This is a genomic window from Pseudomonas sp. R3-52-08 (assembly GCF_003851745.1).
In the GTDB taxonomy this organism is placed as follows: domain Bacteria; phylum Pseudomonadota; class Gammaproteobacteria; order Pseudomonadales; family Pseudomonadaceae; genus Aquipseudomonas.
In genome coordinates, this window is the sequence record NZ_CP027730.1 from 1348350 (window position 1) to 1370561 (window position 22212).

Annotated in this window: 20 protein-coding genes; 8 read left to right on the forward strand and 12 right to left on the reverse strand. The window is 58.7% G+C overall.

The annotated features are described in order from the left end of the window. Positions 1-248: 248 nt before the first annotated feature. The gene (gene ybaK / locus C4J91_RS06080) at positions 249-719 is read left to right on the forward strand and encodes a Cys-tRNA(Pro) deacylase (RefSeq protein ID WP_124361509.1); all 471 of its coding nucleotides are present in this window, start codon (positions 249-251) and stop codon (positions 717-719) included. 140 nt (positions 720-859) lie between these two features. Here the strand turns inward: ybaK and C4J91_RS06085 are convergent, their stop codons facing one another. Both C4J91_RS06085 and argF read right to left on the reverse strand, forming a co-directional pair. Beyond that, positions 860-1903, reverse strand: a complete 1044-nt coding sequence (locus tag C4J91_RS06085; RefSeq protein ID WP_124361510.1) for an ABC transporter ATP-binding protein — start codon at positions 1901-1903, stop codon at positions 860-862. After that, the gene (argF, locus tag C4J91_RS06090; RefSeq protein ID WP_124361511.1) at positions 1900-2820 is read right to left on the reverse strand and encodes an ornithine carbamoyltransferase; all 921 of its coding nucleotides are present in this window, start codon (positions 2818-2820) and stop codon (positions 1900-1902) included. Before argF ends, C4J91_RS06085 begins: the two co-directional genes overlap by 4 nt. Positions 2821-3253: 433 nt before the next feature. On the opposite strand from argF, the gene C4J91_RS06100 reads away from it, so the two are divergent. Further along, the gene (locus tag C4J91_RS06100; protein WP_124361512.1) at positions 3254-5362 is read left to right on the forward strand and encodes a molybdopterin oxidoreductase family protein; all 2109 of its coding nucleotides are present in this window, start codon (positions 3254-3256) and stop codon (positions 5360-5362) included. Positions 5363-5461: 99 nt separating this feature from the next. Beyond that, entirely contained in the window at positions 5462-5800 is a 339-nt protein-coding gene (grxD, locus tag C4J91_RS06105) for a Grx4 family monothiol glutaredoxin (RefSeq protein WP_110624405.1), read from the forward strand. Positions 5801-5991: 191 nt separating this feature from the next. On the opposite strand, the gene bfr is transcribed toward grxD, so the two are convergent. Further along, positions 5992-6462: a bacterioferritin gene (gene bfr / locus C4J91_RS06110; RefSeq protein ID WP_124361513.1), complete on the reverse strand. Its 471-nt coding sequence runs from the start codon at positions 6460-6462 to the stop codon at positions 5992-5994. A 200-nt stretch (positions 6463-6662) separates the two neighbouring features. Continuing rightward, on the reverse strand, positions 6663-6881 hold the full coding sequence (locus tag C4J91_RS06115; RefSeq protein ID WP_124365113.1) for a bacterioferritin-associated ferredoxin: 219 nt from the start codon (positions 6879-6881) through the stop codon (positions 6663-6665). A gap of 245 nt (positions 6882-7126) precedes the next feature. On the opposite strand from C4J91_RS06115, the gene C4J91_RS06120 reads away from it, so the two are divergent. Continuing rightward, a complete protein-coding gene (locus tag C4J91_RS06120; protein ID WP_124361514.1) occupies positions 7127-7729 on the forward strand; it encodes a peroxiredoxin in 603 nt (200 codons plus the stop codon). Positions 7730-7793: 64 nt separating this feature from the next. Here C4J91_RS06120 and rnt read toward each other — a convergent pair whose 3' ends face one another. Beyond that, the gene (gene rnt, locus C4J91_RS06125) at positions 7794-8468 is read right to left on the reverse strand and encodes a ribonuclease T (protein ID WP_124361515.1); all 675 of its coding nucleotides are present in this window, start codon (positions 8466-8468) and stop codon (positions 7794-7796) included. Further along, positions 8465-9511, reverse strand: a complete 1047-nt coding sequence (pyrC, locus tag C4J91_RS06130) for a dihydroorotase (RefSeq protein WP_124361516.1) — start codon at positions 9509-9511, stop codon at positions 8465-8467. Before pyrC ends, rnt begins: the two co-directional genes overlap by 4 nt. Positions 9512-9667: 156 nt before the next feature. Here pyrC and C4J91_RS06135 point away from each other — a divergent pair, with 156 nt between their 5' ends. The 3 genes from C4J91_RS06135 to C4J91_RS06145 all read left to right on the forward strand — a co-directional run bounded on the left by C4J91_RS06135 (position 9668) and on the right by C4J91_RS06145 (position 13184). Further along, positions 9668-10576 (forward strand): OmpA family protein, encoded by a 909-nt coding sequence (locus C4J91_RS06135; RefSeq protein ID WP_124361517.1) that lies wholly within the window; start codon positions 9668-9670, stop codon positions 10574-10576. Between the two features lie 129 nt (positions 10577-10705). Then, positions 10706-11923, forward strand: coding sequence for an argininosuccinate synthase (locus C4J91_RS06140; protein ID WP_065886002.1), 1218 nt, complete (start codon positions 10706-10708; stop codon positions 11921-11923). Positions 11924-12551: 628 nt separating this feature from the next. Next, on the forward strand, positions 12552-13184 hold the full coding sequence (locus C4J91_RS06145) for a response regulator transcription factor (protein WP_124361518.1): 633 nt from the start codon (positions 12552-12554) through the stop codon (positions 13182-13184). An 87-nt stretch (positions 13185-13271) separates the two neighbouring features. Here the strand turns inward: C4J91_RS06145 and C4J91_RS06150 are convergent, their stop codons facing one another. From C4J91_RS06150 to metG, 4 genes are all read right to left on the reverse strand, one after another. Beyond that, a complete protein-coding gene (locus C4J91_RS06150; protein WP_124361519.1) occupies positions 13272-13454 on the reverse strand; it encodes a PA3496 family putative envelope integrity protein in 183 nt (60 codons plus the stop codon). A gap of 106 nt (positions 13455-13560) precedes the next feature. Next, positions 13561-14199, reverse strand: a complete 639-nt coding sequence (gene nth / locus C4J91_RS06155; protein WP_124361520.1) for an endonuclease III — start codon at positions 14197-14199, stop codon at positions 13561-13563. Between the two features lie 69 nt (positions 14200-14268). Beyond that, entirely contained in the window at positions 14269-15243 is a 975-nt protein-coding gene (gene rsxB / locus C4J91_RS06160; protein ID WP_124361521.1) for an electron transport complex subunit RsxB, read from the reverse strand. An 87-nt stretch (positions 15244-15330) separates the two neighbouring features. Next, positions 15331-17382 carry a methionine--tRNA ligase gene (metG, locus tag C4J91_RS06165; protein ID WP_124361522.1) on the reverse strand — a complete coding sequence of 684 codons (2052 nt, stop codon included), beginning with the start codon at positions 17380-17382 and terminating at the stop codon, positions 15331-15333. 172 nt (positions 17383-17554) lie between these two features. On the opposite strand from metG, the gene apbC reads away from it, so the two are divergent. Next, positions 17555-18649: an iron-sulfur cluster carrier protein ApbC gene (gene apbC / locus C4J91_RS06170; protein WP_124361523.1), complete on the forward strand. Its 1095-nt coding sequence runs from the start codon at positions 17555-17557 to the stop codon at positions 18647-18649. 455 nt (positions 18650-19104) lie between these two features. Here the strand turns inward: apbC and fdxA are convergent, their stop codons facing one another. Further along, a complete protein-coding gene (gene fdxA, locus C4J91_RS06175) occupies positions 19105-19428 on the reverse strand; it encodes a ferredoxin FdxA (protein ID WP_124361524.1) in 324 nt (107 codons plus the stop codon). Between the two features lie 142 nt (positions 19429-19570). Continuing rightward, complete coding sequence (mutS, locus tag C4J91_RS06180) at positions 19571-22162, reverse strand: DNA mismatch repair protein MutS (protein WP_124361525.1); 2592 nt, start codon at positions 22160-22162, stop codon at positions 19571-19573. Positions 22163-22212: the final 50 nt, after the last annotated feature.

Genomic DNA, 22212 nt, shown 5'->3' on the forward strand with positions numbered 1-22212 from the left:
CCATCCTATGTCACGGCTTACTGCTCGAGTACCGAGGGCTATTCCTACAGTATTCGGAAACGAAAAAATATAGACAAGAATGACTGCTGTCAAAGGTCGAAAGTGAACTACCAGTCACTTTCGAACTATAGGTTTGATGAATGATCACGCTCATCACTTTAAATAAGGTTGGCGGATAGGGCGGACTAGAGCGTTTTGTGCGGGGTTGGCCTAGAATCGAGTCTCAGTTTGCTACGTCCGGAGAGGTCATGACCCCCGCATTGGATTTGTTGAAAAAAGTTCGCGCCGAACATCGCATCCATAGTTATGAGCACGATCCCAAGGCGGCTTCGTATGGCCTGGAGGCCGCGGAGAAATTGGCTCTCGACCCGGCGCAGGTGTTCAAGACCTTGCTTGCCAGCAGTGAGAAGGGCGAATTGCTGGTGGCGGTGGTGCCGGTCGTCGGAAGTCTGGATCTGAAAGCCCTGGCTCACGCGGCGGGCGTCAAGAAAGTCGAAATGGCCGACCCGGCGGCGGCGCAGCGCTCCACCGGCTATCTTTTGGGCGGCATCAGCCCTTTGGGGCAAAAGAAGCGCTTGCGCACGTTCATCGATGTGACGGCGCAGCCGTTTGCGACGATTTTCGTCAGTGCCGGTCGGAGAGGGTTGGAAGTAGAGTTGCCAGCCAGTGTGTTGGCTGAGCATACCCAAGCCATCTTCGCGCCGATTGGCCGGGCCTGATTTTCATCCCTGCGCAAATCCAAATGTGGGAGGGGGCTTGCCCCCGATGGCTTTAGGTCAGTCAGCTTATCCATAGCTGACCCACCGCTATCGGGGGCAAGCCCCCTCCCACATTTGATCCGGTTTCGACAGCTGGATGCTTATGCCTGGAACAGCACCAGATGCTCGGCGGCCACTCGAATGCCCACATCCGTGCCCATCTGCTGATCGACGTGGCTGGGGAAAATCGACTCCAGTTGCGCGCCCGTCGCAAGTTGCAGACGGTACAGCGTTGACGCACCGAGGAAGGTCTTGCCAACAATCCGCGCTTTGAGTGCACTGTCCGGCGCATAGACGATGTCATCCGGGCGCAGCAGCACCTTCACCGCGCCACCGGTGGGCCAGGTATAAGCACGGTTGCCACGCAGCTCGCCCAGCTCAGTGCTGACGGACTCGGGCGAGCTCAATTGACCCTGGATGAAATAGCCCTGGCCAATAAAGCTGGCCACATACGGCGTCTGCGGTTCGTGGTAGAGGTTGTAGGGCGTGTCCCACTGCTCAAGACGACCCTCCTTGAACACGCCCACGTGATCGCTGACGGCGAAGGCTTCTTCCTGATCATGGGTGACCAGGATCGCGCTGGTGCCGCGCGCCTTGAGAATGTCGCGTACTTCATGGCTGAGCTTGCGCCGTAATTCGCCATCCAGGTTGGAAAAGGGTTCGTCCAGCAGCAGCAGCTGCGGCTCCGGCGCCAGGGCGCGGGCGAGGGCGACACGTTGCTGCTGGCCACCGGAAAGCTCGTGGGGGAAGCGTTTGCCCAGGTCTTTGAGGTTGACCAGTTCCAGCAATTCGGCCACTACGCGTTCTTTTTGCGGGTGCTTGCGGATGCCGAAGGCGATGTTGTCGGCCACGCTCAGATGAGGAAACAGCGCGTAGTCCTGAAACACCATGCCGATGCGACGTTTCTCGGGTGCCAGCGTGAAACCGGCACTGGAGATCACTTCGCCCGCCAGGCTGATTTCGCCTTCGTGCACCGGCTCGAACCCCGCAATTGCGCGCAGGGTGGTGGTCTTGCCGCAGCCCGAGGAGCCCAGCAGGCAGCCGATGTCTCCAGCGTTGAGGTGCAGATTGAGGTTCTGCACCACCCGTTGATCTTGATAGCCGCATGCCAGATTGCGCAGGTTCAGCAGTAATGGCTGGCTCATGCGTGGTGGTACGACGGCGGAACGAGAAATTCGAGCAGGGCCTTTTGCGCATGCAGGCGGTTTTCGGCCTGGTCCCAGGCGACCGAGCGTGGGTCGTCGAGCAGGTCGAGGCTGATTTCTTCGCCACGGTGGGCAGGCAGGCAGTGCATGAACAGCACGTCCGGCGCGGCCAGGTCGAGCAGCGCGCGGGTCACCTGGAACGGCGCGAAGAGGGCCAGGCGCTTGGCGGTTTCGTCTTCCTGGCCCATGGAGGTCCAGACGTCGGTGCTGACCAGATGGGCGCCGACCACCGCGTCTTTCGGATCGCGCAGCAGTTGCACGCGGCCATCGGCCTTGGCCAGGAACTCGGCGCTGGGTTCGTAACCCTCGGGGCAGGCGATACGCAGGTGGAAGTCGAACTGGATCGCGGCTTCTATATAGCTGTTGCACATATTATTGCCGTCGCCGATCCAGGCCACGGTCTTGCCCTGGATCGAGCCGCGGTGCTCGAGGAAGGTTTGCATGTCGGCCAGCAATTGGCACGGATGCAGGTCATCGGACAGGCCGTTGATCACCGGCACACGCGAGTTGGCGGCAAATTCGGTCAAGGTGCTGTGGGCGAAGGTACGGATCATCACGGCGTCGAGCATGCGCGACATCACGATGGCGCAGTCGCTGATCGGCTCGCCACGGCCCAATTGGGTATCGCGCGGCGACAGGAAGATCGCCTGACCACCCAATTGGATCATGCCGGCTTCGAAGGACAAGCGGGTGCGGGTCGAGGACTTCTCGAAAATCATCCCGAGCACGCGGTTTTTCAGAGGCTCGAACAGTACACCGCGGTTACGCAGGTCTTTAAGCTCAATGCCTCGACGGATCACGCTGACCAGCTCTTCGGGCGTGCAATCCATCAGGGAGAGAAAGTGCCTTGCGCTCATCATTAACTACCTTTTGCAACAGACCGCAGATACTCAAAGCCTTGTTTATTGTGACAACGGGCGAGACCTGCGGCGAAAGCCGCACGGGGCGACGAAATAGGGGAAGGCGCGATATTGACATTAAATGTCGCGTCTTACCAATAGCGCTACGGTTTTTAAGGGTGTTCAAGCAGGGCGCCGAAGCGCGTTTGAAGACGGTTTCCTGACAGCAGCGGCCCATTTGTACACTGGCGCCGAGACCTTTTGCAATGCGCAGGGGCGGCTCCGGGCCTGGTTTTAGCGGTTTCAGGCGCGTGCGGGGAGGTTTCCGAAACATTTGCTCACTCTTGGCCCTGCTTTGGCCTATGGCTGCCGATTCACCGCGCGAACGTTGCTGGCGCACCGAGCGGTCGCGGCCCATAGTTGAACAAAGCCCTTATAAAAGAGACTGGCCATGACCAAGACTCTCCATCACCGTGCCTGCCACCTATGCGAAGCGATCTGCGGCCTCACCCTGGAAACCAGCCAAGGCGACGACGGCAGCCTGGCGATCACCTCGATCAAGGGCGACCCGTTGGACACCTTCAGTCGGGGGCACATCTGCCCGAAAGCGGTGGCGTTGCAGGATATCCAGAATGACCCGGACCGCCTGCACCAGCCTATGTTGCGGGTGGGTAACGAATGGCAACCAATTCCGTGGGAAGAAGCGTTTGCGCTGGTAGCCGAACGCCTTGCGGGCATCCAGGCCCGGCATGGGCAGAATGCGGTGGCGGTGTATCAGGGCAACCCCAGCGTGCATAACTACGGGCTGATGACCCACAGCAACTACTTTCTCGGCCTGTTGAAAACGCGTAACCGGTACTCCGCGACGTCGGTAGACCAACTGCCCCACCACCTCTCCAGCCACCTGATGTACGGCCATGGCTTGTTGCTGCCGATTCCGGACATCGACCACACCGACTTCATGTTGATCCTGGGCGCCAATCCTCTTGCCTCCAACGGCAGCATCATGACCGTGCCCGACGTGGAGAAGCGCCTCAAGGCCATTCAGGCCCGAGGCGGCAGAGTGGTGGTGGTTGACCCGCGCCGCAGCGAGACGGCGGCGATTGCCGATCAGCACCTGTTCGTGCGTCCTGGCGGTGACGCGGCCTTGTTGTTCGGGCTGCTCAACACCCTGTTCGCCGAGGGCTTGACCCGCGACAGCCATTTACCGGTTGAGGGTTTGGAGACCGTGCGCCAGGCGATCGCCGGGTTTACCGCCGAGGCCATGAGCCGTCAGTGTGCGGTGCCTGCCGAGCAGATTCGTCAACTGGCGCGGGACTTCGCGGCGGCGGATAAAGCGGTGTGCTATGGGCGCATGGGCGTCTCCACCCAGGCGTTCGGCACCCTGTGTCATTGGCTGGTGCAACTGATCAACCTGGTGACCGGTAATCTGGATCGGGTAGGCGGCGCCTTGTGCACCACGCCGGCGGTGGATTTGGTTGCCTCGACCGGCGGCGGGCATTTCAATCGCTGGCAGAGCCGCGTGTCCGGGCGGCCCGAGTACGGCGGAGAGCTGCCGGTGTCTGCCTTGGCCGAAGAAATGCTCACCGAAGGCGAAGGGCAAGTCCGCGCCCTGGTGACGGTGGCCGGTAACCCGGTATTGTCGACGCCCAACGGCCGTCAGTTGGAGCAGGCGCTGGATGGGTTGGAGTTCATGGTCAGTATCGACCTCTACATCAACGAGACCACGCGCTATGCCGATCTGATCCTGCCGTCCACGTCGGCACTGGAGAATGATCACTACGACACCACCTTCAATATGTTCGCGGTACGCAACGTCACGCGCTTCAATCGCGCGATCCTGCCCAAGCCTGAAGGTGCGCTGCACGACTGGGAAATCTTCGTCGGCCTGGCCAAGGCGTTCTCGGCCCATACCGGCGTGGTGCTCAAGCCGACGATGCCACCTGCGCAGATGATCGACTTCGGGTTGCGCGCCGGGACTTATGGGGATGCATCTGCGCGCAAGCTGTCGGTGGCGATGCTGGCCGATCATCCCCATGGCATGGACCTGGGGCCGCTCCAGCCAAACCTGGCCGAGCGGCTGAAAACCGCCGATGGCAAGGTGCAGGCGGCGCCGCTAGTGATCCTGGCGGACCTGGCGCGTTTTGCGGCGCAACCGGTGCCCGTGGCTGACGAACTGCTGCTGATCGGTCGTCGCCATGTGCGCAGCAATAATTCCTGGATGCATAACTATCATCGGCTGGTGAAGGGTAAGCCGCGCCATCAACTGCTGATGCATCCTGATGACCTGGCCAGCCGGCAATTGAACGACGGTCAGCGGGTGCGCGTCAGCTCACGCATCGGCATGGTCGAAGTCGAGGTGGTCGCCAGCTTGGACATGATGCCCGGCGTGGTCAGCCTGCCGCATGGCTGGGGGCACGGGCGCCCGGGTGTGCAGATGAGCATCGCCAGCGGCCAGCCGGGGGCAAGTGCGAATGATTTGACCGATGAGCGGCAGTTGGACGAGCTCTCCGGCAATGCGGCGCTCAATGGCGTGCCTGTGAAAGTTGCAGCGGCGTGAGGCTGGCTGTCGGCGCGCCCGAGCATCCTGCAGGTTTTTTGCGTTACAATGCGCCACCGTGCCGACCCGTGAGTCGCAAAGTTCCTGCAGAGGTGTTCCATGGATATCATCGAAACGATCAAAGAGCAGATTGCCAACAACACCATTCTGCTTTACATGAAAGGCGCGCCAAACGCTCCCCAGTGCGGTTTCTCCGCGAAAGCGTCCCAGGCCATCATGGCGTGTGGCGAGAAGTTCGCTTACGTGGATATCCTGCAGAACCCGGAAATCCGCGCCAACCTGCCTAAATATGCCAACTGGCCGACTTTCCCGCAGCTGTGGGTGGCCGGTGAACTGGTTGGCGGTAGCGACATCATCACTGAAATGGCGGCTGATGGCTCGTTGCAAGCGTTGATCAAAGATGCAGCGGAAAAAGCGGCAGCCAAGACTGAAGCTTGATGCTTTGGTAAAAGGCCACGCAATAAAAAGCCCCGCCTCTCGTAAGAGGGCGGGGCTTTTTTTTGGCTTCTCTGTAGGAGCGAGCTTGCTCGCGAAGCACTTAAGGCCCCCGCGTTTATCCAGAATAAACGCGTTGCCTGGGCGTTTTTTCGCGAGCAAGCTCGCTCCTACAGTAAACAAGAACTACGGGGTTATTCGCCCATTTGCGATTGCAGGTAGTTCTCCAGGCTGACTTTGTCGATCAGGCCCAGTTGGGTTTCCAGCCAGTCGATATGCTCTTCCTGGTCTTCAAGAATATCTTCCAGCAACTCGCGGCTGCCGTAGTCGCCAGTGGCTTCGCAGTGAGCGATGGCGGCCTTGAGGTCGCTGTGGCTCTTGCGTTCAAAGCCCAGGTCGCTGCTGATCATTTCCTGGGTGTGCTCGCCGATATTCAGCTTGCCCAGGTCCTGTACATTCGGCAGGCCTTCGAGGAACAGGATGCGTTTGATCAGCGCATCGGCGTCCTTCATGGCCTTGATCGATTCCTTGTATTCGCGTTTGCCCAGCTTTTCCAGGCCCCAATCGTCATACATGCGTGCATGCAGAAAGTACTGATTGATCGCGACCAGTTCATTGGCAAGGATTTTGTTGAGTTGCTGGATGACTGTGATGTCGCCTTTCATGACTGGGGTCCTGCCCTGTAATCGCTGTGTAGGGGCAGAGTTTGAGCGGCGAAAAACCTGGTGTCAAACCTAAGTTATTGAATAATAAATGAAAATTAATCGGAATAAGAATGTTTGTGTTCCGCGTCTTGACGCTAACTAATTGAATTGCAGGCATAAAAAAACCGGACACGGAGTCCGGTTCTTTAAAACACGCCTATTTAAGCGTGTGTAAATTCTGCTGAGTAGGGCACGCCAGCCTGGGCTGTCTGCAACTGCGTGAGCGTTTCCCGTACCACTTGCTTGGCGAGGCATGCGCATTTACCGCACTGGCTGGCAACGCCGGTGGTTTCGCGCACTTCCTTGTAGCTGCAGCAACCTTCATAGATTGCTTCGCGGATTTGTCCGTCGGTGACGCCAGTACAGAGGCACACATACATAAGGGAGAACCGTCGCGGGTTTAGGGCTTGAGTGCGATGGATCTTAATGTTAACGAGAATGATTGTCAAAGTAGTTTCATCAACGATCGCACGCACACTGCCTGCGCGCTGACGAACGGTTTTTTCGGTGTATGATGGTCAGTCTTTACGAAGCGTGACCGCGTCACAGGTTTGTCGCTGACACAAGGCAGACTTCACGCTTGTCCTGTTACTTCAATCGTCACCCCTTCATCAGGAGATATCCAATGAGCGTACTCGTCGGCAAACAAGCCCCGGATTTCGACGTACCCGCCGTTCTCGGCAATGGCGAAATCGTAGACAGCTTCAAACTGTCTGAAGCCATCAAAGGCAAATACGGCCTGGTGTTCTTCTACCCGCTGGACTTCACCTTCGTCTGCCCATCCGAGCTGATCGCTCTGGATCACCGCATGGACGATTTCAAGGCGCGCAATGTTGAAGTGGTCGCCGTTTCCATCGACTCCCACTTCACTCACAATGCCTGGCGCAACACCGCCATCAATGATGGCGGCATCGGCAAAGTCCAATACACCATGGCAGCCGATATGAAGCACGATATCGCCAAGGCCTACGACGTTGAGTCCGAAGGCGGCGTGGCATTCCGTGGCGCGTTCCTGATCGACGACAAGGGCGTTGTGCGCTCGCAGATCATCAACGACCTGCCGCTGGGCCGTAACATGGAAGAGCTGATCCGTCTGGTCGACGCTCTGCAATTCCACGAAGAGCACGGCGAAGTCTGCCCTGCCAACTGGAAAAAAGGCGACAAAGGCATGACCGCTTCCACCGAAGGTGTTGCGGCTTACCTGACCGAGAACGCTGGCAAGCTGTAAGCCAGATTCAAGGTAAAAAAAACCGGCCTGGAAAGGCCGGTTTTTTTATGCGCGGGATTCAACCTCAGTCGTTGAAGTCTTCCCAACCGCCCATCTGTTTCCAGCGATTGACGATGCCACAGAACAGCTCGGCGGTCTTCTCGGTGTCATAGCGAGCCGAGTGCGCCTCGCGACCGTCGAAATCGATACCGGCTGCCTGGCAGGCTTTTGCCAGTACGGTCTGACCATAGGCCAGGCCGGCAAGCGTAGCGGTGTCGAAGCTGGAGAATGGATGGAACGGGTTACGTTTCATGTCCAGGCGCGCCACGGCGGCATTCAGGAAGCCCAGGTCGAAACTGCTGTTGTGCCCGACCAGGATCGCGCGTTTGCAGCCATTGGCCTTCAGCGCCTTGCGTACGCCACGGAAGATGTCGGTCAGCGCCGCTTCTTCACTCACTGCCATGCGCAAGGGGTGATCGAGCTTGATCCCGGTGAACTCCAGGGCTGCCGCTTCGATGTTGGCCCCTACAAACGGCTCGACGCGGAAGAAGTGGGTGTGTTCCGGGTACACGAAGCCTTGCTCGTCCATGCCGATGGTGGTCGCGGCAATTTCCAGCAAGGCATCGGTGGCGCAATTGAAGCCGCCGGTTTCTACGTCGATAACGACAGGCAGGTAGCCGCGAAAACGTTCGGCCATCGGGTGGCGCGAACCGCCCCCACCGGCGTGTTCCTGGTCGTCATCGTAATGGTCTTCACTCACTTGCTTTCCTCCAGCAGGCGCCAGCGCAGTGTTTCACCGGCGCGCAGCGGGATAACGGTCAACTCGCCAAAGGGCAGGCTGGCAGGGGCGGTCCAGTCTTCACGAACCAGGGTGATGCGGTCGGTATTCGCCGGCAGGCCATAGAAGCGCGGGCCATTGAGGCTGGCGAAGCCTTCGAGCTTGTCCAGGGCGTTGCGTTGTTCGAACGCTTCCGCGTACAGCTCGATGGCAGCAAACGCGGTGTAGCACCCCGCGCAACCGCAGGCGGCTTCCTTGGCGTGCTGCGCGTGGGGCGCGGAGTCGGTACCGAGGAAGAACTTCGGGCTGCCGCTGGTGGCGGCATCCAGCAAAGCCACCTGATGGGTGTTGCGCTTGAGGATCGGCAAGCAGTAGAAATGCGGCCGAATCCCGCCCACCAGCATGTGGTTGCGGTTGTACAACAGGTGATGTGCGGTGATGGTCGCGCCGACGTTGGCCGAAGCCTCGGTGACGAACTGCACGGCCTCTGCGGTGGTGATGTGTTCGAACACCACCTTGAGCGTCGGGAACAGCTCGACCACGCGGCGCATGTGCTCGTCGATGAAAATCTTCTCGCGATCGAACACGTCGACATCGCCACGGGTGACTTCACCGTGGATCAACAGCGGCATGCCAACCTCAGCCATGGCTTCGATGGCCGGCAGGATCTTGTCGATGCTGGTGACGCCGGAATCGGAGTTGGTGGTCGCGCCCGCCGGGTACAACTTGGCGGCGTAAACGTAACCGCTGGCCTTGGCCTCACGAATTTCTTCAGGCTGGGTGCGGTCGGTAAGGTAAAGCACCATCAGCGGTTCGAAGCGGCTGCCGGCCGGGCGCACAGCGAGGATTCGCTGGCGATAGGCATCGGCTTCGGCCGCGTTACGCACCGGGGGTACCAGGTTAGGCATGATGATGGCACGGCCAAACGTGCGCGCTACATCGGCCACGGTTTGGGGCAACGCAGCACCATCGCGAAGATGAATATGCCAGTCGTCGGGACGCAGCAGGGTCAGGCGGTCGGACATTGGGGATTCCAGGCGGGTCAATCTGGAGGGAATGCTACCGGAAAAGACTCGTGCAGGCACTCGCTATCAAGTTTTGCAGGATGCGACCGATAGCTCTGGGTATGCCTTAACGATGTATGACGCTTTGAAGTGTTGTAGAAACCAGTGGAGCCTCCCGTGCGCCAGCATTATCTAGCCCTGCTCAGTGTGTTCGCCAGCCTGCCCGCGATGGCCCTCACGTTCCAGACACGTCTGGAGAATATTGAGTGGAAGGTGGAGGGCGATCAGTTCGAGTGCCGACTGACCCAGCCGATCACCGATTTCGGCTCGGGTGAGTTCGTGCGCCGGGCGGGTGAGCAGGCGACATTTCGTCTGAAAGCCTATAACGGTTCGCTTGGTGCCGGCTCTGCCACGTTACTGGCCGCCGCCGCGCCCTGGCAACCGGGCCGCGGCGATATCAACCTCGGTGCGGTACGCGTCGGCAGTGGTGATGTGCTGTTTAACAGCTCCCAGGCCCAGGCCGGGCGGTTGTTCACCGGCTTGCTCGAAGGACGCAGCCCGACCGTGCGACATTACGGTCGCGAGGGTGGTTACTCGGAGATTCGCCTGCTGCCGGTGAAATTCAACAAGGCCTACACCGACTATCAGCTGTGTACTACCAAGCTGTTGCCGATGAATTACGATCAGGTCAAGCAGACGGAAGTCGGCTTCCCCGGTGGTGGCATCGAGCTGGATGCTGCGGCCAAGAAGAAGCTGTCGGTGATTGTCGCGTTCATGAAAGCCGACCCCACCGTCAACCATATCGAGTTGAACGGCCATTCGGATAACAGCGGCAACCGCTTGACCAACCGCGATGTCTCGCGACGCCGCGCCTTGGCGGTGATGGACTACTTCAAGGCCAATGGCATCCAGGAGTCGCAGATCACCCTGCGCTTCCACGGCGAAAGCTACCCCTTGGCGCCCAACACCAATGCCGCGAACCGCGCCCGCAACCGTCGGGTCAACGTGCAGCTCGAGCGCGTGGCAGCGCCCGAGAAACCGGCGCCCCAGGCAACCGCACCCAGTAACCCCGCAGCGACCTCATAACGTGCGACCATCGGTCGCGCGTTCGACATAATCTGTCGCTTTATCTTCATTTGCTGTCGCGCCCCTGTAATTTCACGGTTTTGATCGGTAGAATCGTCGCCTTTCCGTACAACCCCGTGGAGTGATGGCATGGCCGACGTAAACAAGGTCGTTCTCGCGTATTCCGGCGGCCTGGACACTTCGGTGATCCTCAAGTGGCTGCAGGATACTTATAACTGTGAAGTGGTGACCTTCACCGCTGACCTGGGTCAGGGCGAAGAGGTCGAACCTGCACGTGCCAAGGCGCAAGCCATGGGCGTGAAAGAGATCTACATTGACGACCTGCGCGAAGAGTTCGTCCGCGATTTCGTCTACCCGATGTTTCGCGCCAATACTGTCTACGAAGGCGAGTACCTGCTCGGTACCTCCATCGCCCGTCCGCTGATCGCCAAGCGCCTGATCGAAATCGCCAACGAAACCGGCGCTGATGCCATTTCCCACGGCGCCACCGGCAAGGGCAACGACCAGGTGCGTTTCGAACTGGGTGCTTATGCCCTCAAGCCTGGCGTGAAAGTGATCGCACCTTGGCGTGAATGGGACCTGCTGTCCCGTGAAAAGCTGATGGATTACGCTGAAAAGCACGCGATCCCGATCGAGCGTCACGGCAAGAAGAAGTCCCCGTACTCGATGGATGCCAACCTGCTGCACATCTCCTATGAAGGCGGCGTGCTGGAAGACACCTGGACCGAGCACGAAGAAGACATGTGGAAATGGACCGTCTCCCCGGAGAACGCTCCAGACAAGCCGCAGTATCTGGAACTGACCTACCGCAACGGCGATATCGTCGCGCTGGATGGTGTCGAGATGACCCCAGCCACCGTACTGGCAACCTTGAACCGTATCGGTGGTGAACACGGTATCGGCCGTCTCGACATCGTCGAGAACCGTTACGTGGGCATGAAGTCCCGCGGCTGCTATGAAACACCGGGTGGCACTATCATGCTGCGCGCTCACCGCGCCATCGAGTCCATTACCCTGGACCGTGAAGTGGCCCACCTCAAAGATGAGCTGATGCCCAAGTACGCCAGCCTGATCTACACCGGTTACTGGTGGAGCCCTGAGCGTCTGATGCTGCAGCAGATGATCGACGCCTCCCAGGCTCATGTGAACGGTGTCGTGCGCCTGAAGCTGTACAAGGGCAATGTGATCGTGACCGGTCGCAAGTCTGATGAATCACTGTTCGACGCTAACATCGCTACCTTCGAGGAAGATGGCGGTGCCTACAATCAGGCGGATGCAGCGGGCTTCATCAAGTTGAACGCCTTGCGCATGCGCATCGCGGCCAACAAAGGCCGCAAGTTGTTCTGAGTGTTTCGCTTGTCCTGAAAAGGCCCCTTATGCAAGGGGCTTTTTTTTGTCCTGAATATACCCATACGGGCATTAATTGAGGTACGACGTTTACAAACGTTTAGTGTTTGTTTAAGGATTCTGCTTCAAATCCATGCAGATGTTTTTTTAATTTCAGCATTTTACTTCTCCAAGGAAAGGTTTTTTACATCTGAATAGGAACTATGTCTTACAGAATTTTCACTCATGTAGGAGCAATTGATATGTAATTTATGGAATTTTCTGTAGGAAAATGGAGTGTGTAAAAATATGTTAAATGGAACTGAAGCTGGTGCGGTTTTTTTAGCCCTTCGTTTACGTTGCGGCGTCATACAAGGGGCATTTCCTGAAAGACGTGTGCGCCACGTTTACCGCGTACGCACGGGGATGAGGATATTTCACTCAAAATATGTACGAGCAGAGAAAGGTCTGAAAGGCTCCATAAAGCCGAATACCTCAAAGTTGGCGAATTTTTGTAGGTTAATTCCTATCTTGCTGTGGGTTGGGTCTCTGCCTACTGTTGCTCGGGGGGGGACGCTATGCCAACTAGCAGATGACTAGGCTATTGTGCTTTCTCTAAATAATTCGAACAGCGAAATTGGACTTTCTCATGAATAAAGTGCTGATCGTGGATGATCATCCCGTCATTCGGCTTGCTGTGCGCATGCTAATGGAGCGTCATGGTTATGAGGTCGTTGCCGAGACTGATAACGGTGTCGATGCGTTACAACTTGCGCGGGAACATATGCCGGACATTGTCATACTGGATATTGGAATACCCAAGCTCGATGGCCTTGAAGTTATTTGTCGGTTAGCTTCAACCAAGCAAGCCGTATCGTTCAAGGTACTGGTGCTGACGTCCCAGGCACCTGGTCATTTTTCCATGCGCTGCATGCAGGCCGGGGCTGCCGGCTACGTGTGCAAGCAGCAGGACTTGACCGAGTTGCTGAGCGCCATCAAGGCAGTGCTTTCCGGCTACAGCTATTTCCCGAACCAGGCGCTCAATTCGGTACGCTCCACGATGGGCAACACCAGTGAAGCTGACATGGTTGAACGTTTGTCGGGGCGGGAAATGATGGTGCTCCAGCAACTGGCCCGTGGCAAAACCAATAAGGAAATCGCCGATGGCATGTTCCTCAGCAACAAGACCGTCAGCACCTACAAGACGCGCCTGTTATTGAAGCTCAATGCCCGCTCCCTGGTCGACTTGATAGAACTGGCCCAACGCAATGGCTTGGTGTGAGCAGGGCGCTCCGCCGCTCTGACGTTCCTGTAACAACCGGCACAAAAAAGCCTCCGTCAGGGAGGCTTCCGACCGTCTGCCAGAGGGTCAAAGATCGAAGTCGTAATCGGCCAACTGTTTCTGCAAGCGTCGCTCTTCCAGAAGATTGTCGATAGTCCGGCGTTTGCTCAAATTGGTCTTGGCTACCTCTGCGACGGGCGCTGGCGCCTCATCGTCTTCCAGCTCCACCAGGTCGTCATCAACTTCGATTTGTTCTTTGCCAGTGCTCATAGGTTCACTCCAGGCTAAGACTGCCGTTGGCGCCCCTTATAGCGATAATCCACGAACGGGTAAAAAAGATTTTTTCAATCGATGGATAGAGAAAACCCCGGAACCCTCAATCGTCGGATGTCTTGTGCTTGTATTCGCATAAATCTTCGATCCTGCAGCTGCCACATCGAGGCTTGCGCGCCTGGCAAACATAGCGCCCGTGAAGAATCAGCCAATGGTGTGAATCGAGCAGATAAGGCTTGGGCACGAATTTCATCAGTTGTTTTTCGACCTCGACCACATTCTTGCCGCGAGCGATGCCGGTTCGGTTGCTGACGCGAAAAATATGGGTGTCCACCGCCATGGTGAGTTGGCGGAATGCGGTGTTGAGCACCACGTTAGCGGTCTTGCGCCCGACTCCGGGCAGCGCTTCCAGGGCTTCCCGGGTTTGCGGCACTTCGCTGGCGTGTAGCTCCATGAGCAGGCGGCACGTTTCGATCACGTTCTTGGCCTTGCTGTTGTACAAGCCGATGGTCTTGATGTACTCCGATAATCCCTCCACACCCAAGGCATAAATAGCCTCTGGCGTATTGGCCACCGGGAATAGCTTGGCCGTGGCCTTGTTGACGCCAACGTCGGTGGATTGGGCCGACAGGATCACCGCGATCAACAGCTCGAACGGCGAGGAGTACGCCAGCTCAGTCTTAGGTTCCGGATTGTCTTCGTGAAACCTGCGGAAAATTTCCAGGCGTTTTGCAGCGTTCATAGGGGCGGACGTTTCCTTGCAGGCGGTCGACGGGATTGTAGCAATACACAGTGCAGCATCAGCTGTGGGTCAGGTGTTGCCGGTGGCGTCGGCCTCGGCATCATGCAGCGTCTGCTCGGCGGCGTTCAGCGCGGCGCTCAGGCTGGCCAGTTGTTGTTCATCAGCCTGTTGATCCTGGGCCTTTTTCAACTCGGCCCGGCGCATCGCCAGTTGAATCTTGGCGCGTTTGAGCTCAGGGCCCTGGGTGGTCGGCAGCGTTGGCGGGCTGTTGCCTTCCAGCGCGGCAAGCGCCTGCTCCGAGGCTTCGAACTGCCTTTGCAGGACAATCAATTGCGACTGCTGCTCAAAGGTCGGCGGATGCCCAAACGCCTTCAGGGACTTGTGCAGTTGAGCACGGCTCATGGCGAGATTGATTTTGGCTTGCTTGATCGCGGCATCCTGAACGGCCTGGTGGGGATCAGCTTGTGCCGCTGCCACGGGGGCCGTGCGTTTGGCCCGCGCCAGGCGCTCGGCGAGCTTGCAGGCTTCCTCACGTTGCAGGCGCGCGTTGCGCTGTTCGAAACGCCGCCGAGCGCGGTCGCGTTTGAGGCCACGTTCGTGCCGTTCGTGATCGCTGCCCGCCAGGCCGCCTACGATAGGCAAGACGTCAGCGAGTGGGCGCAGCTCGATGCAGTCGACAGGGCAGGGCGCTACACACAGGTCGCAACCGGTGCACTCGTCGATAATTACCGTATGCATCAACTTGGCGGCGCCCACGATGGCGTCCACCGGGCAAGCCTGGATGCATTTGGTGCAACCGATGCATTCGGCCTCACGGATATAGGCGATCTGCGCCGGCGCGTCTCCACGGCTGGTATCCAGGGCCAGCACTGGCACACGCAGCAATTGCGCGAGCCCAGCGATGGTTTCCTGGCCTCCGGGTGGGCACTTGTTGATTGCCTCGCCGTTGGCGATGCCTTCGGCGTAAGGCTTGCAGCCCGGGTGCCCGCACTTGCCGCATTGAGTCTGCGGTAGCAGCGCGTCGATACGTTGAATGAGGTTCATGCTTTGATCATAGCGTTGACGCCAGGCCCACCGGTGCAGGCAGGCTGAAAAGCCCCGGCGCCGAAGCGCCAGGGCATCTTGCAGGGGTTACTTGATGCGTTGACCCGGCTTGGCGCCGCTGTCCGGGCTCAGCAGGTAGATTTCTTCGCCGCCAGGGCCAGCCGCCATCACCATGCCTTCAGATATGCCGAACTTCATTTTCCGTGGCTTGAGGTTGGCGACCATCATGGTCAGGCGGCCATCGAGCTCGGACGGGTCAGGGTAAGCGCTCTTGATGCCGGAGAACACATTGCGTCGCTCGCCGCCCAAATCCAGGGTCAGGCGCAGCAGCTTGTCGGCACCTTCCACGGCTTCGGCCTTGACGATCAGTGCAACGCGCAGGTCCACGGCGGCAAAGGTGTCGAACTCGATTTCATCGGAAATAGGGTCCTTGGCCAGCTCGCCATTACCTGCGGGCGCAGTCGAGCCTGTATCCGTCTGGCTGGCGACCAGGTCTTCTTTCGAAGCGTCGGTCATGGCCTGGACTTTCACCGGGTCGATGCGGGTCATCAGGGGCTTGAACGCGTTCAACTGATGGTTGCTGAGCAGCGTGGCGTGGTCATTCCAGGTCAGTGGCGCGACGTTGAGGAACGCTTCTGCGTCGGCGGCCAGCAGTGGCAGCACCGGCTTGAGGAAGATCACCAACTGACGGAACAGGTTGATGCCGGTGGCGCAGATCGCCTGAACCTCGGCCTCTTTGCCTTCCTGCTTGTTCAGCGACCAGGGTGCCTTGTCCGCAATCCAGGCATTGGCACGGTCAGCCAGGCCCATGATTTCGCGCATTGCACGGGCAAAGTCACGGGCTTCATAGGCGTCGGCGATGCTCGGCGCGGCGGCCAGGAACGCATCGGTCAGTTCCGGAGCGGCATTTTCAGCGACCAGTACCCCCGCATTTCCCTTGTGGATGAACCCGGCACAACGGCTGGCGATATTGACGACCTTGCCGACCAGATCCGAGTTGACCTTCTGGACGAAGTCTTCCAGGTTCAGGTCGAGGTCGTCGACGCCACGGCCCAGCTTGGATGCATAGTAGTAACGCAGATACTCCGGCGACAGGTGGTCCAGATAGGTGCGCGCCTTGATAAAGGTGCCACGGGACTTGGACATCTTCTGCCCATTCACCGTCAGGTAGCCGTGCACGGCAATGCCGGTCGGCTTGCGAAAGCCCGAACCTTCGAGCATCGCCGGCCAGAACAGTGCGTGGAAGTTGACGATGTCCTTGCCGATGAAGTGGTACAGCTCGGCGGTGGAGTCCTTGTCCCAGAACGCATCGAAGTCCAGCTCTGGCGTGCGGTCGCAGAGGTTCTTGAAGCTGGCCATGTAGCCGATCGGCGCATCCAGCCACACGTAGAAGTACTTGCCCGGCTCGCCCGGGATTTCAAAGCCGAAGTACGGCGCATCGCGGGAGATGTCCCACTGCTGCAAGCCGCTGTCGAGCCATTCGGCGAGCTTGTTGGCCACGGCGTCCTGCAGGGTGCCGCTGCGCGTCCAGGTTTGCAGCATCTGCTGGAAATCCGGAAGCTTGAAGAAGAAGTGCTGGGAATCCTTGAGCACCGGGGTGGCGCCGGAGATGGCCGACTTCGGATCCTTCAAGTCAGTCGGGGCATAAGTCGCGCCGCATTTTTCGCAGTTGTCGCCGTACTGGTCTGCGGTGCCGCATTTCGGGCAGGTGCCCTTGATGAAGCGGTCGGCCAGGAACATTTTCTTTTCCGGATCGAAGTACTGGGTGACCGACCGCTGGTCGATGTGCCCGGCTTCCTTCAATCGCAGGTAGATCTGGCTCGAAAGCTCACGATTTTCGTCGGAGTGGGTCGAATGGAAGTTGTCGAAATCCACCAGGAACTCGGCAAAGTCGGCGCTGTGTTCAGCCTGCACATTGGCGATCAGTTGTTCCGGGGTGATGCCTTCCTTTTCGGCGCGCAACATGATGGCCGAACCGTGGGCGTCGTCCGCGCAGACGTAAATGCATTGATTGCCGCGATGCTTCTGGAAGCGCACCCACATATCGGTCTGGATGTACTCAAGCATATGGCCAAGATGGATGGAACCATTGGCATAGGGCAGGGCGCTGGTGACGAGGATCTTGCGTGGCTCGGACATGGGGCTCGGCTACTTGATGAAACGGAGGTCGGCCACTATAAAGCGCCGGGAAATTTATTTCACCCCGTGGTGCTGTTTCAGAATTTTCCATCCCTGCGAAAGCATGCCGCTGGCGGCCTGGAACGGTTAGGATAGCCGCCTGTTTCAGTCAGTCTTTTTTCAGGAGTTGCCCATGAGCGCCGTCAATCGCGCAGCGGTGGAAGCCGTTCTTCGCCAGTACACCGACCCCTATTTGAACCAGGACCCGGTCAGTGCCGGCTGTGTACGGGCTATCGAGGTCCAGGGTGACCAGGTATCGGTCCGGTTGGAACTGGGCTATGCCGCTGGCCTGTTCAAAAGCGGATGGGCGCAGATGTTGCAAATAGCCATCGAAGGCCTCGATGGCGTGCGCTCGGCCAAGGTCGATATCCAGTGCGTGATCGCGCCGCACAAGGCCCAGGCGCAGATCCCTGGCCTGGCCAACGTCAAGAATGTGATCGCCGTGGCGTCGGGCAAGGGCGGTGTGGGCAAATCCACCACCGCCGCCAACCTGGCCCTGGCCCTGGCCCGCGAAGGCGCGCGCGTGGGCATCCTCGACGCCGATATCTATGGTCCGAGCCAGGGTGTGATGTTCGGCATCGCCGAAGGTACACGGCCGAAGGTCAAGGACCAGAAATGGTTTGTGCCGATCGAGTCCCTGGGCGTGGAGGTCATGTCCATGGCTTTTCTGACCGATGACAACACGCCGATGGTCTGGCGCGGGCCGATGGTCTCCGGTGCGTTGCTGCAACTGGTCACCCAGACCGCCTGGGGCGATTTGGACTACCTGGTAATCGACATGCCGCCCGGTACTGGCGATATCCAGCTGACCCTGGCGCAGAAAGTCCCGGTGGCCGGCTCGGTGATCGTCACCACGCCTCAGGACCTGGCACTGCTGGACGCGAAGAAAGGCGTGGAAATGTTCCGCAAGGTCAACATCCCGGTGCTGGGTGTGGTGGAAAACATGGCCGTTCACATCTGCTCCAATTGCGGCCATGCCGAGCATCTGTTCGGTGAGGGTGGTGGCGAGAAGCTGGCGACTCAATACGGCGTCGAACTGCTGGCCTCGTTGCCGCTGTCGATGGCCATTCGTGAACAGGCCGATGGCGGCAAGCCCACTGTGGCTGCCGAGCCCGATGGGCAGATTGCCATGGTCTACCAGGAGTTGGCCCGCCATGTGGGCGCGCGGATAGTGCTGCAGGAAGCGGTTGCTCCAGCGATGCCGACGATCACGGTCAGCGACGACTGAACCTTGCGTAGGAACGTTACCCTGTCAGCTCGTTACGCTTTTTCCGCAGTAACCTGTGTAAGCATTCGCTTACTTTTTTGTAGGTATTCGGTTTTTTTACAGGGTGTGAGCGTCTCGAATCTGTGAGCGATGTTTCTAACTGATTGAAATAAAACAGTTATTAATCCGTAATTGAACGCCTACGCCCTGCAGTTGCCGAGTTGGATCCCGTTGAACTTATTTTTGGATTCTCTAACATCAGCCCTGTGTCCACGGATTGGCACGGCCATCAAGGAATGATGGTTTGAAGGAATGTCGCAGGATGCGACTCATCAGGACGATGAAAAAGGAATACAGGGACTAGGGAAAAAATGTGGGCGGGTCATACCGCCCCTTTTTTCGCCTGTAGAAAAGTGAAACCGGCTACGTAGAAACGCAAAAAGGCCCGCAAGGGGCCTTTTGGGACGGTGACGCTATCAGCGTTCGAGCTGTGCAATCTTACCTTTTTTGCCGTCCCACTCCGCTGCATCGGGCATCGGATCTTTGCGTTCAGTGATGTTCGGCCAAATCTCTGCCAGCTCGACGTTCAACTGAATAAATTCCTGCATCTCTGCCGGGACTTCGTCCTCGGAGAAAATCGCAACGGCCGGGCATTCTGGTTCACACAGGGCGCAGTCAATGCACTCGTCCGGGTGAATGACCAGGAAATTCGGGCCTTCGTAGAAGCAGTCCACCGGACACACTTCTACGCAGTCGGTGTACTTGCACTTGATGCAGTTGTCGGTGACGACGAAGGTCATTTCTAATTTTCTCCTCAGGCGGCGGCAGCGAAACCCTGTGTGGCAGGGCTCGCGAGGTTCGGGAGCGATAGTCTGCAGGCCAGGCTCATAGCCCGCAGCATCCCAAACCGCGCGAGAGTCTACCAGCTTGCAAGCGTCAGCGTTATATCCGAGTCTTCAGTGCATATAACATTTCGAGCGCTTTGCGTGGGGTCAAGTCATCCACGTCGAGCTTAGCCAACTCATCGAGTACCGGATGGGGCAGGCTGGCGAACATATCGCTCTGGTGCGGCACGGCGGATTTCTTGCTGGCCTTGGCTGGGCTGGCGACGACCGTTTCATGGGGCAGGGCCGTGGTTTCGAGGCGGCTGAGGTGCTCGCGGGCACGGGTGATCACATCATTGGGCACACCGGCCAATTGTGCGACCGCCAAACCATAACTCTGGCTCGCCGGGCCCGGCAGCACATGGTGCAGGAACACGATGCGCTCGTTGTGCTCGGTGGCATTGAGGTGCACGTTGGCTACCAGCGGCTCGCTTTCCGGTAACACGGTCAGTTCGAAGTAGTGGGTAGCAAACAACGTATACGCGCGCAAATGAGCCAGGCGTTCGGCCGCCGCCCATGCCAGCGACAGGCCGTCGAACGTGCTGGTGCCGCGCCCGACTTCGTCCATCAGCACCAGGCTACGCTCGGTGGCGTTATGCAGAATGTTGGCGGTCTCGCTCATTTCCACCATGAACGTCGAGCGCCCACCGGCCAGGTCATCACTGGAACCGATCCGGGTGAAAATCCGGTCCACCAGGGACAGCTCGCAACTGGCCGCCGGCACGAAGCTGCCGATGTGGGCCAGCAGCACGATCAATGCGGTCTGGCGCATATAGGTGGATTTACCGCCCATGTTCGGACCGGTAATCACCAGCATGCGGGTGTCGTCGTCCAGCGACAGGTCGTTGGCGACGAACGGCGTGGTCAGAACCTGCTCGACCACCGGATGGCGCCCTTGCACGATACGCATGCACGGTTCGCTGACAAACCGTGGGCAGTTCAGATCCAGGTTCAGCGCACGCTCCGCGAGGTTGCTCAGCACATCCAGCTCCGCCAGGGCGGCTGCGGTGTCTTGTAGCGGTGCCAGGCGGCTGATCAAGTCTTCAAGCAAGGCTTCATAGAGCATTTTTTCCCGCGCCAGGGCGCGGCTTTTGGCTGACAGCGCCTTGTCTTCGAAGGCTTTAAGCTCTGGAGTGATAAACCGCTCGGCGCCCTTGAGGGTCTGGCGACGTTGATAATCGATAGGCGCCGACTCGGCCTGCTTGCTCGGCAACTCGATAAAATAGCCGTGCACCCGGTTGTAACCGACCTTCAGATTAGCCAGTCCGGTGCGGGCTTTTTCGCGCGCCTCCAGGTCAATCAGGAACTGCCCGGCGTTTTCGCTCAGCGATTGCAGCTCATCCAGTTCACTGTCGTAACCCGTCTTCAGAACACCGCCATCCCGGATGATCGCCGGCGGGTTGTCAATAATGGCCTTTTCCAGCAGGGCCGCGAGATCCGGATAAGTGCCAGCGGTGACGGCCAACTGTTGCAGGTGCGCAGTGTCCAGCTCGGTCATCGCCGCCTGCAATTGCGGCAGGGCACCGAGGGCATCGCGCAGGCGCGCCAGGTCACGTGGACGCGCGTTGCGTAGGCCGATTCGCGCCAGGATGCGCTCTATATCGCCAATTTCTTTGAGTTGCGGCTGCAGCTTTTCAAAGCGATAGCCGTCCAGCAGGCAGGTAATGGAAGACTGACGCGCTTGAAGCACGCTCAAATCCCGCAGCGGGCGGTTCAGCCAGCGGGTCAGCAAGCGGCTGCCCATGGCGGTCTGGCAGCGGTCGACCACCGATTGCAGCGTATTGTCACGCCCGCCCGACAAGTTGGTATCCAGTTCCAGGTTGCGACGGCTGGCGCCATCGAGTACCACGGTATCGTCCAGACGCTCATGCCGCAGGCTGCGCAAGTGCGGCAGGGCCGTGCGCTGGGTTTCCTTGGCATAGCTGAGCAGGCAGCCGGCGGCGCCGATGGCCAGGGTCAAGGTTTCGCAACCGAAGCCTTTGAGGTCCTGCACGGAGAATTGCTGACACAGGCTTTTAAGCGCCGAATCTCGCTCGAAATCCCACGGTGCGCGCCGCTTGGTCCCACGGCGCTTCTCCGCCGGCAGGTCCTTGGGCCAATCGTCCGGAATCAACAACTCCACCGGGTTGATACGTTCCAGCTCCGCCAGCAGGTTCTCCCAGCCCTTAATCTCCAGCACACTGAAATTGCCGCTGGTGATATCCAGTACCGACAGGCCGAACAAACGCTCATCACCCAGGACAGCCGCGATCAAGTTATCGCGCCGCTCATCCAGCAGCGCCTCATCACTCACCGTCCCCGGCGTAATAATGCGCACCACCTGGCGTTCCACCGGCCCCTTGCTGGTCGCCGGATCGCCGATCTGCTCACAGATCACCACCGACTCGCCCAGCTTCACCAGCTTGACCAAGTAACCTTCCAACGAATGGTAAGGAATCCCACACATCGGAATCGACTGTCCCGCCGATTGCCCGCGCGCGGTCAGGGTGATATCCAGCAACTTGGCGGCCTTCTTCGCATCCTCATAGAAGATCTCGTAGAAGTCGCCCATGCGATAGAACATCAACTGATCAGGGTGCTGGTTCTTCAGGCGCCAGTACTGCTGCATCATGGGGGTATGGGAGGTTAGATCGGAGGCGTTTTTACTCATTGGGTAATAGGCAAATTCGTTGAAAGTGATGGGGCAAAGGGCGCGCTTGG

Coding starts and splice junctions, on each gene's coding strand:
- pyrC (WP_124361516.1), bottom strand. CDS start 9,511: ATGTCCGACCGCCTGACCCTGCTGCGTCCCGACGACTGGCATATTCAT.
- C4J91_RS06100 (WP_124361512.1), top strand. CDS start 3,254: ATGACCAAGACTCTCCATCACCGTGCCTGCCACCTATGCGAAGCGATC.
- C4J91_RS06115 (WP_124365113.1), bottom strand. CDS start 6,881: ATGTATGTGTGCCTCTGTACTGGCGTCACCGACGGACAAATCCGCGAA.
- C4J91_RS06120 (WP_124361514.1), top strand. CDS start 7,127: ATGAGCGTACTCGTCGGCAAACAAGCCCCGGATTTCGACGTACCCGCC.
- ybaK (WP_124361509.1), top strand. CDS start 249: ATGACCCCCGCATTGGATTTGTTGAAAAAAGTTCGCGCCGAACATCGC.
- mutS (WP_124361525.1), bottom strand. CDS start 22,162: ATGAGTAAAAACGCCTCCGATCTAACCTCCCATACCCCCATGATGCAG.
- nth (WP_124361520.1), bottom strand. CDS start 14,199: ATGAACGCTGCAAAACGCCTGGAAATTTTCCGCAGGTTTCACGAAGAC.
- metG (WP_124361522.1), bottom strand. CDS start 17,382: ATGTCCGAGCCACGCAAGATCCTCGTCACCAGCGCCCTGCCCTATGCC.
- grxD (WP_110624405.1), top strand. CDS start 5,462: ATGGATATCATCGAAACGATCAAAGAGCAGATTGCCAACAACACCATT.
- fdxA (WP_124361524.1), bottom strand. CDS start 19,428: ATGACCTTCGTCGTCACCGACAACTGCATCAAGTGCAAGTACACCGAC.
- C4J91_RS06140 (WP_065886002.1), top strand. CDS start 10,706: ATGGCCGACGTAAACAAGGTCGTTCTCGCGTATTCCGGCGGCCTGGAC.
- C4J91_RS06085 (WP_124361510.1), bottom strand. CDS start 1,903: ATGAGCCAGCCATTACTGCTGAACCTGCGCAATCTGGCATGCGGCTAT.
- C4J91_RS06150 (WP_124361519.1), bottom strand. CDS start 13,454: ATGAGCACTGGCAAAGAACAAATCGAAGTTGATGACGACCTGGTGGAG.
- C4J91_RS06145 (WP_124361518.1), top strand. CDS start 12,552: ATGAATAAAGTGCTGATCGTGGATGATCATCCCGTCATTCGGCTTGCT.
- argF (WP_124361511.1), bottom strand. CDS start 2,820: ATGAGCGCAAGGCACTTTCTCTCCCTGATGGATTGCACGCCCGAAGAG.
- rsxB (WP_124361521.1), bottom strand. CDS start 15,243: ATGAACCTCATTCAACGTATCGACGCGCTGCTACCGCAGACTCAATGC.
- apbC (WP_124361523.1), top strand. CDS start 17,555: ATGAGCGCCGTCAATCGCGCAGCGGTGGAAGCCGTTCTTCGCCAGTAC.
- bfr (WP_124361513.1), bottom strand. CDS start 6,462: ATGAAAGGCGACATCACAGTCATCCAGCAACTCAACAAAATCCTTGCC.